Annotated in this window: 13 protein-coding genes, 1 tRNA gene and 1 riboswitch; of the genes, 4 read left to right on the top strand and 10 right to left on the bottom strand. The window is 68.1% G+C overall.

Going from position 1 to position 13772, the window contains the following annotated elements; genetic code table 11:
• Positions 1–2: 2 nt before the first annotated feature.
• From BOQ54_RS02590 to BOQ54_RS02570, 5 genes are all read right to left on the bottom strand, one after another.
• Positions 3–176: a CbtB domain-containing protein gene (locus tag BOQ54_RS02590; RefSeq protein WP_071923186.1), complete on the bottom strand. Its 174-nt coding sequence runs from the start codon at positions 174–176 to the stop codon at positions 3–5.
• Between the two features lie 35 nt (positions 177–211).
• Positions 212–400, bottom strand: a riboswitch (cobalamin riboswitch).
• Between the two features lie 64 nt (positions 401–464).
• Positions 465–878: a nucleoside diphosphate kinase regulator gene (gene rnk, locus BOQ54_RS02585; RefSeq protein WP_071923185.1), complete on the bottom strand. Its 414-nt coding sequence runs from the start codon at positions 876–878 to the stop codon at positions 465–467.
• 378 nt (positions 879–1256) lie between these two features.
• The gene (locus BOQ54_RS02580) at positions 1257–1946 is read right to left on the bottom strand and encodes a hypothetical protein (RefSeq protein WP_071923184.1); all 690 of its coding nucleotides are present in this window, start codon (positions 1944–1946) and stop codon (positions 1257–1259) included.
• Complete coding sequence (locus BOQ54_RS02575; protein ID WP_055459745.1) at positions 1943–3304, bottom strand: O-antigen ligase family protein; 1362 nt, start codon at positions 3302–3304, stop codon at positions 1943–1945. The genes BOQ54_RS02580 and BOQ54_RS02575 overlap by 4 nt, the downstream gene beginning before the upstream one ends.
• Before the next feature lie 128 nt (positions 3305–3432).
• Positions 3433–3509, bottom strand: a tRNA-Arg gene (locus BOQ54_RS02570).
• Between the two features lie 20 nt (positions 3510–3529).
• Here BOQ54_RS02570 and BOQ54_RS02565 point away from each other — a divergent pair.
• Both BOQ54_RS02565 and BOQ54_RS02560 read left to right on the top strand, forming a co-directional pair.
• Entirely contained in the window at positions 3530–4396 is an 867-nt protein-coding gene (locus BOQ54_RS02565) for a thermonuclease family protein (protein ID WP_071923183.1), read from the top strand.
• Between the two features lie 68 nt (positions 4397–4464).
• The gene (locus BOQ54_RS02560) at positions 4465–5877 is read left to right on the top strand and encodes a M48 family metalloprotease (protein WP_082464834.1); all 1413 of its coding nucleotides are present in this window, start codon (positions 4465–4467) and stop codon (positions 5875–5877) included.
• 211 nt (positions 5878–6088) lie between these two features.
• Here BOQ54_RS02560 and BOQ54_RS02555 read toward each other — a convergent pair whose 3' ends face one another.
• The 5 genes from BOQ54_RS02555 to BOQ54_RS02535 all read right to left on the bottom strand — a co-directional run bounded on the left by BOQ54_RS02555 (position 6089) and on the right by BOQ54_RS02535 (position 12418).
• Positions 6089–6679: a CarD family transcriptional regulator gene (locus BOQ54_RS02555; protein ID WP_071923182.1), complete on the bottom strand. Its 591-nt coding sequence runs from the start codon at positions 6677–6679 to the stop codon at positions 6089–6091.
• A 338-nt stretch (positions 6680–7017) separates the two neighbouring features.
• Positions 7018–7356, bottom strand: a complete 339-nt coding sequence (gene fdxA, locus BOQ54_RS02550; RefSeq protein ID WP_055459748.1) for a ferredoxin FdxA — start codon at positions 7354–7356, stop codon at positions 7018–7020.
• Positions 7357–7561: 205 nt separating this feature from the next.
• Complete coding sequence (locus BOQ54_RS02545) at positions 7562–7858, bottom strand: RNA-binding S4 domain-containing protein (protein WP_063188197.1); 297 nt, start codon at positions 7856–7858, stop codon at positions 7562–7564.
• A 46-nt stretch (positions 7859–7904) separates the two neighbouring features.
• Positions 7905–11057 carry a helicase-related protein gene (locus tag BOQ54_RS02540; RefSeq protein ID WP_071923181.1) on the bottom strand — a complete coding sequence of 1051 codons (3153 nt, stop codon included), beginning with the start codon at positions 11055–11057 and terminating at the stop codon, positions 7905–7907.
• 563 nt (positions 11058–11620) lie between these two features.
• Positions 11621–12418 (bottom strand): DUF3108 domain-containing protein, encoded by a 798-nt coding sequence (locus BOQ54_RS02535; protein WP_186438018.1) that lies wholly within the window; start codon positions 12416–12418, stop codon positions 11621–11623.
• Positions 12419–12771: 353 nt separating this feature from the next.
• Here BOQ54_RS02535 and rpmB point away from each other — a divergent pair, with 353 nt between their 5' ends.
• Both rpmB and BOQ54_RS02525 read left to right on the top strand, forming a co-directional pair.
• Entirely contained in the window at positions 12772–13062 is a 291-nt protein-coding gene (rpmB, locus tag BOQ54_RS02530) for a 50S ribosomal protein L28 (protein ID WP_055459752.1), read from the top strand.
• 83 nt (positions 13063–13145) lie between these two features.
• Complete coding sequence (locus tag BOQ54_RS02525) at positions 13146–13769, top strand: queuosine precursor transporter (protein ID WP_063188191.1); 624 nt, start codon at positions 13146–13148, stop codon at positions 13767–13769.
• The last annotated feature ends 3 nt before the right edge of the window (positions 13770–13772 follow it).

The raw sequence follows: 13772 nt of genomic DNA, 5'->3' as shown, positions 1-13772 counted from the left end.
CGTCAGTGGCAGGGGAAGCTCAGGGCGTGGCGCGTGTCGTGCGCGGCGTCGTGGATGGTGTCGGGATGGGCGAAGCCCGTCACGAAGACGAGGCCCGTGCCGAGGACGAAGGCGAGAAGCGCCACCTTGAAGGCTTCGGCGCGGCTGGCAACGCGGGCGGTTGCGACTGCGGTCATCGTGCATCTCCCTGGCTGCCACACCCGGCAGCCTCACGCGTGGATCGGCGACGGCAGGTCTCCTGGCTTGCGGCTCTCGGCTCCGGGCCGCCTTCCCGGGACCATGGGTCCCAGTGGCATCCGGCCCGGCGCTTGCCGCCTACAGTTGCGGGGGCAGCCGCGGCTTTCGACCGCGTTCCCTTTTCACCTCGCGGGAGCGAGGCACCGTCACCGGCACATTACCGTTTCACGAGGCGCTTGCAATCACGCTTTTTGCCGAGCGTCACCGCCGAGGCGCCCGTTGGCGCCTCAGGACCGCTCCTCGACGGCGTGGACCTTGAGCTGCCGCCGCTCGCCGCTGCGCGTCTCCCACGAGATCGACTGGCCGGCGGCGAGGCCGATGAGCGCGACGCCGATTGGAGTCAGAATGGAGATGCGGCCGGCCGCGATATCGGCCTCACCGGGGTAGACGAGCTCGACCGTCTGCACCTTGCCGGTCACCTCGTCCTCGAAGGTGACGCGCGAGCCCATGGCGACGACGGCGCTGCGCAGCTTGCCGGCTGGAAGGACCTTGGCCCGATCGAGCTCGCCCAGGAGATTCTCGGCAACCTCCGGCTGGCGATCTGCCGCGGCCTCGGCCAGCGCGTAAAGCCGGTCGAAATCCTCCTGCGAGACCGTGATGGGCGGACGGCGCAAGGCGCGGCGCGACGATACGGCGGACATGGAATAACCTCCCGATGAGCGTTCGACGGCCCGGTGCCGCTTCCTGACGGGCAGGCCGCTCGCGGAACGGCCCTCGCAGCGCGACCGCCTCTACGGCCGGCCGGCGCGCGGCGCCCTAGCCGCATGATGTGGATGACTGTCGTGTGATGTCGTGTATGGCCGGCCTACGCCGGCGGTCGTCAGGCCGAAGCCCGGCGGCTGCCCCGAACCCGGGCAGCCCAATGGCCACACCGCGTCCGGGGCTATATTCCCGCGATGAGAGAACCCGCGCGAAGCAGGAAACGGCGCTGTGGCACGACCTTCAACATCATCCATCGAATATGGGTTCGGCCGGAGCGGGTGTCAAACGGGCTGACGCGCTGCGGCCTGTGGACAGCGTCACTTCTCGGCGGCATCGAGCCGCGCGAGCTGGGTGGCGAACCATGCGCGCACCTCGCCGCCCGCCAAGTCACCCAGCGCCAGCGCGACCTTTTCGGCCCGCGGGTCCAGCGACGCGCGCGCGAGGATGTGCTGCATGCGATGCCCGGACATCACGAGGATGGCGAAATCCGCCGCGATGCGCCTGCGCTCGTCCGGCGTGAGGGCGTCGAAGGCATCGAGGGCGAAGAGCACCCGCCGCTCCGCCATCCACGCCTCGAAAGGCATGGTGCGGATCGACAGGGCGAGGGCAGCCCTGCCCTGGTCGTCGAGGCGCCCCCCGGTCACGTGGGTGGCAGCCAGCGCAAGCCAGGCATCGCCCGAACGGGGCGAGGCCCGCACGAGGCGCCGGCGCAGATCGGCGCAGGCTCCGCGCTGCCGCTCCGCCTCATCGCGAGCCCTCCGCGCCACCAGGACGAGCCACTCGCTGTCGCAGGACAGCGCCGCAACGGCCAGAACCTCGCCTGATTCGATGTCGCCGAGCGGCCCCGGAACGGGCGAATCAGCGATCGCGACGCGCGACAGCTGTCTTGCGCCGAACTCCGGCACAAGGGTTCCCATCGCGCGAACTGCCCAGCACTCGGACCGCAACATGACAAGGCCGGCGGCGACCAGCGCGACGGCAGGGAGGAGGGTCGTGGCGCGCCTCATCGCGTCTGTCCCGAAAGGATGGGCAGAACGGCCAGCCCCGTAGCCCGACGCCGGGTAGCCGTGATGCCGCGTGCCGCATCACCCGCGGCCGCGAAGGTCAGCGCGAGCAGCGCGGTGGCGAAGCCGCGGCTCTCGATCAGCATGGCTTCGACCACATTTGCACCGATCAGGAAGACAGCGACGGCGAAAGGCATACAGCGCAAGGCTCCGAGCCGTGCCACGTCCTCCCGCAAGGCGAGACGCAAGGACTGGCGAAGGAGAACGAAGAGGACGAAGAGAGCGGCGAGGAGCCCGACGACGCCAAGGCCGATGAGAATGTCCATGTAGCCGCTGTGCGGATTGACGAAATCGTAGCCGAACATCGCTGTGATGGCCGGCCGAAGCACCTGGTAGCCGGCGCTGAAGCCGTAACCGAGCCAGGGATTCTCCCTCGCGAGATCGATCAGCAGGACCCACAATTGCCAGCGGCCGGTGAAGGTGAGGTCTCGGCCGAGGGCCATGATGCCGGCGGCGAGCAGCGCCTGCGACGCGAGCAGCAGCGGAACGAGGAAGAAGAGGCCAAGGACCAGCAGCACACCGCGCAGGCTCCGCCCGGCCCCTTCGAGGAGGCGAAGCCCGGCCATGGCGGCAACCCCGATGACGAGCGCCGCATAGCCGCCGGCCGATTCCGACCGCACGAGACAAAGCACGGCCACGGCGGCGATAGCGAGACGCAGAACGAGCGGCCCGAGGGACGGCCCGGCGCAGAAGAGCCAGGTGATGCATGTGAGGGCCGCCGCCTGACCCAGCAGCACGCGATGGTAGAAGACGCCCCGCCAGACACCGGCATGGATGGATTCGAAGGCATCCGTGCGCTGGTGCAACGCCTGTTCGGGCGCAGCGAAGGCAAAGAGCGCGCTGGCGAGGATGCCGATGGCGAGGACGATGGCGACCAGACGCAAGGTCTCGCGGGCGCCGAAATACGCAACATAGCCGCAGCCGAGGACGAAGGTCGCCGTGCTGGCGAAGGCCTTCTGCAATGTCACCCCCGGAAGCGGCGACCAAAAGGCAGACAACGCCGCGAGAAGCAGCACCGGGAAGACGGGCCACGCGCGCAGCAGCGTGGCTGCGAAGCGGCGCGGCACCATCAGGCCGAAGCAGAGGCCAAGGGCGTAGATGCCGATGAGCAGGCCGCGCAACAGCGGCGAATAGATCTCGATGGCCTGCTCGAAGTCGATGCCGACTATCTGCGGCCGAAAGACATCGAAAAGCACGACAAGCGCCGCCAGCGCAACCAGCCGGATCACGGCGGGCCTTTGAGCGACATCGCCATCCCCCGGGCGGCGCAGTTGCGCCTTGCCGGTTCCCGTCTGTTGCATCCGCGGCGCCCCGCTGGCTCCCGAAACATGAGACTACCGCCGCCCGGCACAAATTGCCACGCGCCCACGCGCGGGCGGCGCCGCAAGCGCTGGCCGGCCCACTGCTGGCGGGATAACAATGGACGGGATGGTGTCCCGGACAGGATTCGAACCTGTGACCTACGGTTTAGGAAACCGTTGCTCTATCCTGCTGAGCTACCGGGACAACCGCAGCCCCTTTAGCACATGATTCTCGAAATTGCAGCGCGGCACATGCATCATGTCGGCATCGCGGCCGTTCTCGTGGCGCTCATCGCAGCGGCGCCGGCTCGCGCAGCCTCCTGCCCGGGGCGCATCGCCGGCACGGCGCGCATCGCCGCCGTCACACATCATGGCGACCTGAATCTCGATGACGGCCGCACGGTGCGGATCGCGGGTGCCCTGCTGCCGCAGGACGGGCCGGCGGCCGAAACCTGGCGTGGACGACTTGCAACACTCGCCGGAGAAGAGGTCACGCTTGCCGCAATCGGGGCGGGAACGGACCGCTGGGGCCGCAATGTTGCCTCAATCTTGGTCGGAAAGAACTTTTCGGCCGCGTGGGACGTTTTCCCACAACGCGCGTCAACCGACGCCGAAGGCGCATCCGATGTCATGATGCTCGAGGAGCTGTTGGTGCGGAACGGTTTGGCGCGTGTGTGGCCGCAGTATGGCGTGAAGGGTTGCATACCGACGTTGCTCGCGGCAGAGACAGAAGCGCGGCGCGAGGTACGCGGGCTGTGGCGCGAAGCCGAGCATGCGGTGCGGGAGGCGAGCGATCTTGACGGGCTTGCAGCCTTGGCGGGGCGGTTCGCCATCGTCGAGGGCACGGTGGCGAGTGTAGGCGAGCGTACAGCCCGTACCTATCTCAATTTCGGCCGGAGCTGGTCTGAGGACATGACGGTCACCGTCTCGAAACCGATCTGGGAGACCATGCGCGCGGCCGGTCTCTCTGCGGCCTCTCTCAAAGGGCGCCGGGTGCGTGTACGCGGCGTCGTCGAGCTGCGCGGCGGCCCGCTGATCGAGGTAACACGGGCGGAAGACATAGAGCGGATCGAGGTGGCCGGAACGGAATGAGCAGGCTGAGCGACAGGACAGGTCTGGTCTTGCCGGGACGTACCGCGCGTCTGGCGGCAGGACTTGCCATGGCACTTCTCCTGGCCGGCTGTGCTTTCGACAATAGCCGGCTGCCGGACACTGCCCCCCTGCCGCCGGCGGCGCCGCGGCTGACGGGGCTCGACCGGGCAGCAAGCCGCGAGCACCAGCAACTCGTCACCGCGCTCGGCGGCGAATACCGCAACGCCAGGGCCGAGCAGTTGCTGCAGCAGGTTGTGGCCAAGCTGGCGCCGGCGAGCGACCGTCCGGCAGAGAGCTATCGCGTCACCATCCTCAACTCCCCGACTGTCAACGCCTTCGCCCTTCCGACCGGCAACGTCTATGTCACGCGCGGTCTGCTCGCGCTCGCCAACGACACGTCGGAGATCGCCGGCGTACTGGCGCACGAGATCGCCCACGTCACCGCACGCCACGCTGTCGCGCGCGCGGAGATGGAGCAGCGCTCCATGCTCGTCAGCCGCGTGGTCTCCGAGGTGCTGAACGACCCGGCGGCGAGCGAGCAGGTGCGAGACGAGACGCGCCTGTCGATCGCAGGCTTCTCGCGCGCCCAGGAGCTCGAGGCGGACCGCATCGGCGTGCGCACCATCGCCAAGGCGGGTTACGACCCCTATGGTGCGGCGCGCTTCCTCGTCTCTCTCAGCCGCAACGCCGAGCTCAATGGAAGCTCGAGCCGGTCGGCCCAGGGGCAGAACTTCCTCTCGACCCACCCGACAACGCCGGAGCGCGTGTCCCAGGCCATCGCCGCGGCACGGCTGGCCAGCAGCACGCGGGCTGGGGCGGCCGACCGCAATGCCTATCTCAACGCCATCAACGGCATCGCCTATGGCGAGGACCCGGCCGACGGCGTCGTTCAGGGACGCCGCTTCCAGCATCCGCGCCTGGGCATCACCTTCGCCGGACCGGAGGGATTCCAGCTCGATAATACGGCCCAAGCCGTGTTCGGCGTCTCGCCCGACGGCTCGCATGCCCTCCGCCTCGACGCCGTCGAGCTGCCGCCGGCACAGAGCCTCCGGGACTTCCTCGCCTCGGGCTGGATCGAGGGCATGACGACCCAGAACATCACCGAGACGACGATCAACGGCCTGCCGGCGGCGACTGGCACCACCCAGGGCAAGGAGTGGTATTTCCAGCTGGCCGCCATCCGCGTCGACGGTGCCGTCTACCGCCTCGTCTACGCCTCGCGCGACAACAGCACCGCCACCATGCGCGCCTTCCGACAGACCCTCGCGAGCTTCCGCCGGCTCTCCACGCACGAAATCGCGTCCATCCGGCCGCGCCGCATCGCCTTGATCACGGCGCAGCCCGGCGACACGCCCGAGAGCCTCGCAAGCCGCATGTCGGCGCCCGACCGGCCGCTCGAGCGCTTTCTCGTGCTGAATGGCCTGACTGCGGGCAAGCCGCTGACGCCCGGCTGGACCTACAAGATCATCACGGAAGAATGATCGGCTGCGCGGCCTGCCAGGTCGCGGAACGGCGCGCCTGCGAATGGTGCAGGTGCATGCCGCGTGCCGCACGAGGCGGCCGGCCCCCGTCGCGGGCCAATGATGAAACCGGCGCAGCGCAAGCGGAGCCCGGGACCGCGCCGCCAGCAACGGCGACGGTCAGACAGCGAAAAGCCCGGCATTGCTGCCGGGCTCTTGTCTAACGCAGGGCTCAGGCGGCTTCTTCCTGGACGTCCTCGGCATCAAGGTCGGCATCGGCCTCGACCGGCGCCTTCGCCGCCCGCTTGGGTGACTTGGCAAGGCTGTCCTCGATCAGCTTCAGCGCCTCGGTCTCAGTGACGCGGTTGACGGCCGAGATCTCCCGCACCATCCGGTCGAGCGCGGCTTCGTAGAGCTGGCGCTCACTGTAGGACTGCTCGGGCTGGGCATCGGAACGGTGCAGGTCGCGCACCACCTCGGCGATGGCGATGAGATCGCCCGAATTGATCTTGGCCTCGTACTCCTGGGCACGACGCGACCACATGGTGCGCTTGATGCGCGCGCGGCCGGTCAGCGTCTCCAACGCCTTGGCGACCAGCGGTGTCTCGGCGAGCTTGCGCATGCCCACGCTTGCCGCCTTCGTGGTCGGCACGCGCAGGGTCATCTTGTCCTTCTCGAATGTGATGACGAACAGTTCCAGCTTGAAACCGGCGACCTCCTGCTCCTCGATGGCGACGATCTGGCCGACGCCATGAGCGGGATAGACGATGGATTCCCCCGTCTTGAAACCCTGACGCTGGGCGGTCTTCTTGGCATTCGTCATGATAGTGGTCGCCTCCTGATCGCACTCGCCTCAAAACGGACGATACGCCCCACCACCGGGAAGGCTGATCCGCGGCGGTGGCACAACACCAGCGGGGCAGGAGGGACACCTCTGCCTCGCAAACCGATCTCAGTCGATGAACCCGTGTCGCGCAAAGGCCTTGGGCGCCTGCGAGGACATCGCAGGTTCCGCTACTGACGTTCTTTGGCTGAACAAAGTACGGCGAAAACGACCGTGCCCATTGCGCTAACCGACTGTAGAACAACAACCTATCATAAAATGCAGTGAAAATCAAAGGCCTACCGCGCCGCACCCCGCGAGCGGACGGGGCAAGGCGCTCAATCCCCTTCTCCCGGCTCGGGCGAAAAATACTTCTCCAGCTTCCCCGGGACGCCATCAAACTCCTTGGCATCGGCCGGCGGCTCGCGCTTCTGGGTGATGTTCGGCCACACCTTGGCGAAATCGGCGTTCAGCTTCAACCAGTTCTCAAGCGCAGGCTCCGTGTCCGGCTTGATCGCCTCGGCAGGGCATTCCGGCTCGCACACACCGCAATCGATGCACTCGTCGGGATGGATGACGAGCATGTTCTCGCCTTCATAGAAACAGTCGACGGGGCAAACTTCGACGCAATCCATATACTTGCAACGAATGCAGTTGTCGGTGACGACGTAGGTCATCCGCTTCTCCTGCCGCCTGGCCCCGTGTTCGAAGGCGGGCCCGCGCCCGTCCGTCAGTTGCGAAAGCGCGCTCTACCCGCTCCGCGTCCGCAAAGCAAGCGACGTCTCGTCGCGCGCGGCCGCGACGGCCGCGCGTGGATTGCGACCTCGCACATCCGCCCATCGTGTGACTTAAGGGGCCAGCCGGGACGATGCCAGAGCGCACTCATTCGCTGGCTGCAGGGCCGTCCTGCAAATTCTCGACATAGAGGGTGCGCGCTTCTGCCGCAGGCCCGCGGCGCGTACCGAGCGCCATGACGGTGACGACGAAAGTCCCGTGCGCGAGCGCGATCGTGAGGACATCCCCCCTGCCGATGCGGCGGGCGGGATCCTCCATGCGCCGGCCGTTGAGGCGCACGTGGCCGGCGGTCACCAGCCTGGCCGCGAGCGTGCGACTCTTGGCCATGCGCGCGTGCCACAGCCACTTGTCGAGACGCAGCCGCTCGGCTTCCTGCTCGGTCATGCACTCCGTCCGCGCTGGCGGCGGGACGCGAGGCCCCGTGGCGCCGCTACTTCTTGTCGTCCCGCGCTTCGAGCTGCTGCTTGAGGGCGAGCAGCTTGGCAAAAGGCGAATGGGGATCTGGCGCGCGCTCGTTGCGCTGTTCGTGGCGGCGCTCGCCGCGTCCCTCCCCGGGTTTGCCGCGACGCGGCCCGCCGTCGGCCCGTTTCTCGGATCGCCCTTCGGCCGGCCCGCCGTTGCGCGGCTGGGCCGAACGCATCGGTCCACGCACCGCCGGTCTGTCGGGACGCCCCGGCCCGCCCTCACGCGGCGCCTCGGCGCGGCCATGGCGGCGGCCGCGCTTTTCCGCGCCCTGCCGCTGCTGCGCGTGGTGATGATGCCGGTGCGGACGCCACACCTCGACGATAGCCGGCTCCGCCGGCGCTTCCGTTGCGCCTTCCTGCGCAGCAGGCTCGTCCACCCCACTCTCTCCCACGGGAGCAGGTTCCTGCGCGGCCAGTTCCTGGGCGACGACTTCCTGGGCGGTATCCTCTCGGGTGTTGGCCTCTTGCTCAGCCGGCTCGTCTGCCAACGGCGTCTCGCCGGCCGCATCCTCGGAGGCTGCCCGTTCGGCGATGGTCGCCCCCGTCTCGGCAACTGGCTCGGCCGGCGCATCCCCCAGCGCTTCGGCAGCCGCGTCCGGCAGACCGGGCTGCGGCGGCGTCACCTGACGGGGCGCCGGCACGAGCGGCACCGTGATGGCCGGCCCCGGGCGGCGGTCGACGACATAGCCCAGCGCCTTGAGGATCGAGGAGAAATCCTCGCCCGAGCAGCCGACGAGGGAGGTCATGGCGACGGTGACGACAAAGCCGTCGCCATCGGCCGCGCCGGCCGGCGGCTCGCCGGGCGTCGTGCCGGGCCGGTAGGCGATGGCCGGGCGGATGAGATCAGCGAGGCGCTCGAGGATGTCGACCCGCACGGCCCGCTCGCCGCAGACGCGGAAGCCGGCGGCGCGATACAGCGCCTTCGGCGCCTCGGCATCGACGGGAATGGACGTGCGTCCGGAGGCGGCGAGATGGGGAATATCGTCGAGCCCCTTGACGTCGAGGCCGCCGTGCTTGAGCGCCCAGAGCTGCGCGGCAAGCGCCCGCGGCGCCGGCTTCAGGAGCTGGGGCAAGTAGAGATGATAGGCGCCGAACCGCACGCCCATGCGCCTGAGAGCGCCGCGCTGCTCCTGGTCGAGGCCCTTGACCTCCTGCGCCACGCGCGCCCTGTCTAGCACGCCAAGAGATTCGGCGATCTGGAACGCGATGCCACGGGCAATGCCATTGAGTTCGTTCGCCTCCTCGAGGGCGATAAGCGGCCCGAGCAGCTTGCCGACATGCGCCTTGAGCCAGAGGTCCAGCCGCTGCTCGACCTTGTCGCGCGCCGGACCACTCAGATGCTCGTCGGCGAGGATGCGCAGGCGCGGGCCCAGCAACTTCTCGCCCGGCACCAGCCGCGCTACGGCCTCGCCCATCCAGCGCACGACGCCATCGTTCGCGAGCACGAACGTATCATCCCCGGCGTTGGCCAGGCGCTCGGCGCGCATTTCGATCTCGCCGGCCAGCGCCTTCTGCGCTGCGGCGCGCAGGGCCTTGGCCTCGGTGCCGTCCGCCTGCGGGTCCGCGGCGAACTGAAATCCGTGGAGCTGGCCCACGTGCTGGCCCTCGACCAGCACATCCCCAGCGGCGGTGACTTCCGCTTCAAGCATCGCATTCTCTCTCAAACGCCGCATCAGGACGCTGGTGCGCCGGTCGACGAACCGACTGGCCAGACGCTCGTGCAGCGCATCCGACAGCCTGTCCTCTACCTGACGGGTTCGCGCCTGCCAATGCTCGGGATCGGTCAACCAGTCGGGACGGTTGGCGACGAAGGTCCATGTGCGCACCTGCGCGATGCGTGCGGAAAGTGTGTCGATGTCGCCGTCGGTGCGGTCGACGAGGCCGACCTGACGGGCGAACCAGTCCTCCGCTAGCACGCCGTTGCTGACGAGATCGCGGTAAATCGTGACGACGAGGTCGGCATGAGCGGCCGATGCGACGCGCCGGTAGTCCGGCACCTGGCACACCTCCCACAGCCGCTCGACCGCCGACCGCGAGCCGGCGAGGCGGCGCACCTCGGCATCGCGGGCAGCGATGTCGAGCGCCGCCTCGTCCTCGGCCGTGGGGGCGCGCGTCAACCCCTCCTCGCGCGGCGGCGCAGCGAGGCTGCGCTGCAGGGCAGCCAGCGAGGAGAAATCGAGGTCGGGATTGCGCCACTGCAACATGCGCACCGGATCGAAGGCATGGTCCTCGAGTGCCGTGACGAGCTCGGAATCGAAGGGCGGGCAGCGACCCGTCGTGCCGAAGGTGCCATCCCGCATGTGACGGCCGGCACGGCCGGCGATCTGGCCGAATTCGGCAGGGGTCAGCTGGCGAAAGCCGTAACCGTCGAACTTCCTCTCGCTGGCAAAGGCGACATGATCGACGTCGAGGTTGAGGCCCATGCCGATGGCATCCGTGGCGACGAGATAATCCACCTCGCCGGATTGGAAGAGCTCGACCTGGGCGTTGCGCGTGCGCGGGCTCAGAGCTCCGAGGACAACGGCCGCCCCACCCTTCTGCCGTCGGATCAGCTCGGCGACGGCATAGACCTCCTCGGCCGAGAAGGCCACGACGGCAGAGCGCCGCGGCAGGCGCGTGATCTTCTTTTCTCCGGTATAGCTCAGTTGCGAGAGACGCGGCCGCGAGACGATGTTGGCCCCCGGCAGCAGCCTCTCGACGAGCGGGCGCATTGTGGCCGCGCCTATGATCAGGGTTTCGGAGCGGCCGCGCTGGTTGAGCAGCCGGTCGGTAAAGACGTGGCCGCGATCGAAGTCGCTAGCGAGCTGTATCTCGTCGATGGCGCAGAAGGCGACATCGAGGTCGCGCGGCATGGCCTCGACAGTCGCCACCCAGTAGCGGGCGTTGAGTGGTTTGATCTTCTCCTCGCCCGTGACGAGCGCGACCTGATCGGCGCCGGCGCGTTCGACGAGGCGGCCGTAGACCTCCCGCGCCAGCAGGCGCAGCGGCAGGCCGATTATACCGCTGTCGTGCGCCAGCATGCGCTCGATGGCGAGATGCGTCTTGCCCGTATTGGTCGGCCCAAGCACGGCGGTGACCCCGCGGGCGCGCACGGAAGGCGGCAATGATCGAAGAAGCATGCGATCCCGATTACGATAAACGGTCCGGCGCCGCGAAGCTTTGCTCCGGCACCCTCCTGTACCACAGCGGAACGCCCGCCCGCGCGCTTTTTAACGATGCGAACAGGCCACGAACGAAGGGAGCCCGAATCGCTGACTCGTGCAGAATCAGGATTCGTTCGCCACGACATATGGTGGCTGAACCTGCCCTGCGCCACAAACGACCGATATGGAACCTCCAGCCAAGGCACGGCGAAGCACTTGGAATGGTTAACGGGGCCGGCTTTCTGCAATTGGCAAATATTAACGCTCCGGATGGCCGCCGGCGGCCGCGACGTTAACGGTCAGGCCGAAACGGGAACGGAGGTGCGACGAATCACTGCCAATGCACCGTTCACGGTTCGGTCTGCGCAAGATATCGTGGCCGCCCCATGAGAGAGGCACAAGTTGCCGCCGGCGCTACGAGCGCGCGCCGCCCTGGAAACGCCGCGCGTTTACCACGCCGTGCTGAAATGGCACAGGAATCGGGACACGCACGCATTCCTTCTTCGCGGAAGCGTAAAGCGCCGGATCGGCCCCCGCTTTCAGTTCTGGGCGCGGACCGGCGACATGTCCCGGCCGAGGGGGACACCGTCCATCGTCAGGCTCGTCGCCTCGATCTCGCTGAGGCCGATGGGCGTGCGCACGGCGATGCGGTAGGGCATGAACAGGCGCGTGCCGGCGAGCGGCGCGAGCCACACCTGCATGTCCCTGTTCTCCTCCATGAACTTCGTCACCTTGCGGTTGGCACGATGCCCGGCAATGGCGGAATAGCGCACGTCGCAGACTGCGACAGGTCCCTGATAGCCGTTGCCGTTCACCGTGCGCACGGTCCTGGGCGTCAAGCTGATGTCATAACGGGCGGCCCCGTCGAAAATAGGCAGGGTGCGCCGGCAGGCGTTCGCGCTCACGCTCGCGGCATTCGTCCGCGACAGCGTGGCCGAGACGGGCATCAGAAGGGCGCTGACCGGATCGAGCACATTGCGCCGATGCGCATCAGTGACAGCGATTCGGTCGGGATGCGGCTCGATCTGCGGATTGACCTCGAGGGCCTGCACGGTACCGCCAGACATGGCCATGCGCACGGTGATGGATTTTTCGGAGCCTGCGGTGGTGATGGCAAAGGTGCCCGGGGCGGGGCGGCTGCCGTCGAGGCTGCCTGTTGCCGTGGCAGCCCCCTTGCCGCTGGTCATCACCCCTGCAAGGCCAGTGAGTTTGGCCCAGATCGACAGGTCATAGCGATCCCCGTCGATATCAGCCTTGACGGTGGCGACGCCGATCTTGAAGCCCATCAACGAAATGTCGTATCTCGCCTCGACCGTGCCGGCGGCGGCCTGCGACACGAAGGCCACCAAGGCGAGAGACGCGCCCGCGGACGCGCGAAGGCAGGCCGTGCTCCAGCCGGAGCGGCCCAGCATGCGGGGAAGAGACTTCCCTCGCCTCAATCGGTAGCGCGCCTGCATGTCGAACCCCGGGTGCCCGCTCGTCCTTAACTGGCCTGCGAATCAGTCCGAATCGTGGCGCTTTCCTCGCCGTTTGGCGAGATGCGCGCGTTCACGTCCTTGACGAACACGGGCGAAGTCCACTATACACCCGCGACTTTCTCGGGACATGTGGTGCCCAGCCGCCGGCGACGGTTGCCGGTCATGGGGCTTTGCCTGGTCGGCGGCACCTGTAGCGTTGAGGACGAATCATCATGGCACGCCGTTGTGAACTGACGGGCAAGGCGGTTCTGACCGGCCACCTCGTGAGCCACTCGAACCGCAAGACCAAGCGCCGGTTCCTGCCGAACCTGTGCAACGTCACGCTGCAGTCGGATGCGCTCGGCCGCGCCGTTCGCCTGCGCATCGCCGCTGCCGCCCTGCGCTCGGTCGAGCACCGCGGCGGCCTTGATGCCTTCCTCGTCAAGGCGGCCGACGGCGACCTGTCGCAGGGCGCCCGCGCGCTCAAGCGCGAGGTCGAGAAGAAGCTCGCCGCCGCCGAATAAGGCCGGCGCGCCAGTCTTCCTGCGGGCGGCTCACGGCCGCCCGTTTGTGTTTGGGCACCCGCGACTGGTGAGAGAAGCCGACCATGGACCGTGATCGACGCCCCTTCTTGCCGGCGCGGACGCGCCGCCTATGGGCGCCGGTCACCGCCATGGCGCTGGTGGTACTCGCGTCCAACATCGCGGTGCAGCACCCCTTCACGCCCTGGGGCCTTGAGGATTACCTGACCTGGGGGGCCTTTACCTATCCGGTCGCTTTCCTCGTCACCGACCTTACCAACCGCCGCTATGGTGCCGCCACGGCACGCCGGCTCGTCATCGTCGGCTTCGTGCTTGCCCTGGCCGCTTCCGTCGTCGCGGCGAGCCCGCGCATCGCCTTCGCTTCCGGCACCGCCTTCCTCGTCGGGCAACTGCTCGACATCGGCGTGTTCAACCGTCTGCGCCGGCTCGCGTGGTGGAAAGCACCGCTGACCGGCAGCCTCCTCGGCTCAGCTCTCGACACGGCCCTGTTCTTCACCCTCGCCTTCGCGGGCGATGTGACCGATCTCGTCACCTATGGCGGCGGGCCGCTTGCAGCGACCGTTCCCGTCTGGATCGGCTGGGCAATCTGCGACTTCATCGTCAAGGTCGCGATGGCGCTCGCCATGCTGGTGCCCTACGGCGCCCTCATGGGCCTTGTCCGCCCTGCGGTCGAGGCCCGCGCCTCCTGAACG

The sequence above is a fragment of the Chelatococcus daeguensis genome (assembly GCF_001887265.1).
GTDB lineage: Bacteria > Pseudomonadota > Alphaproteobacteria > Rhizobiales > Beijerinckiaceae > Chelatococcus_A > Chelatococcus_A sambhunathii.
Note: the sequence above shows the minus strand (reverse complement) of the source record. Positions and strands in the feature narration are given on the sequence as shown.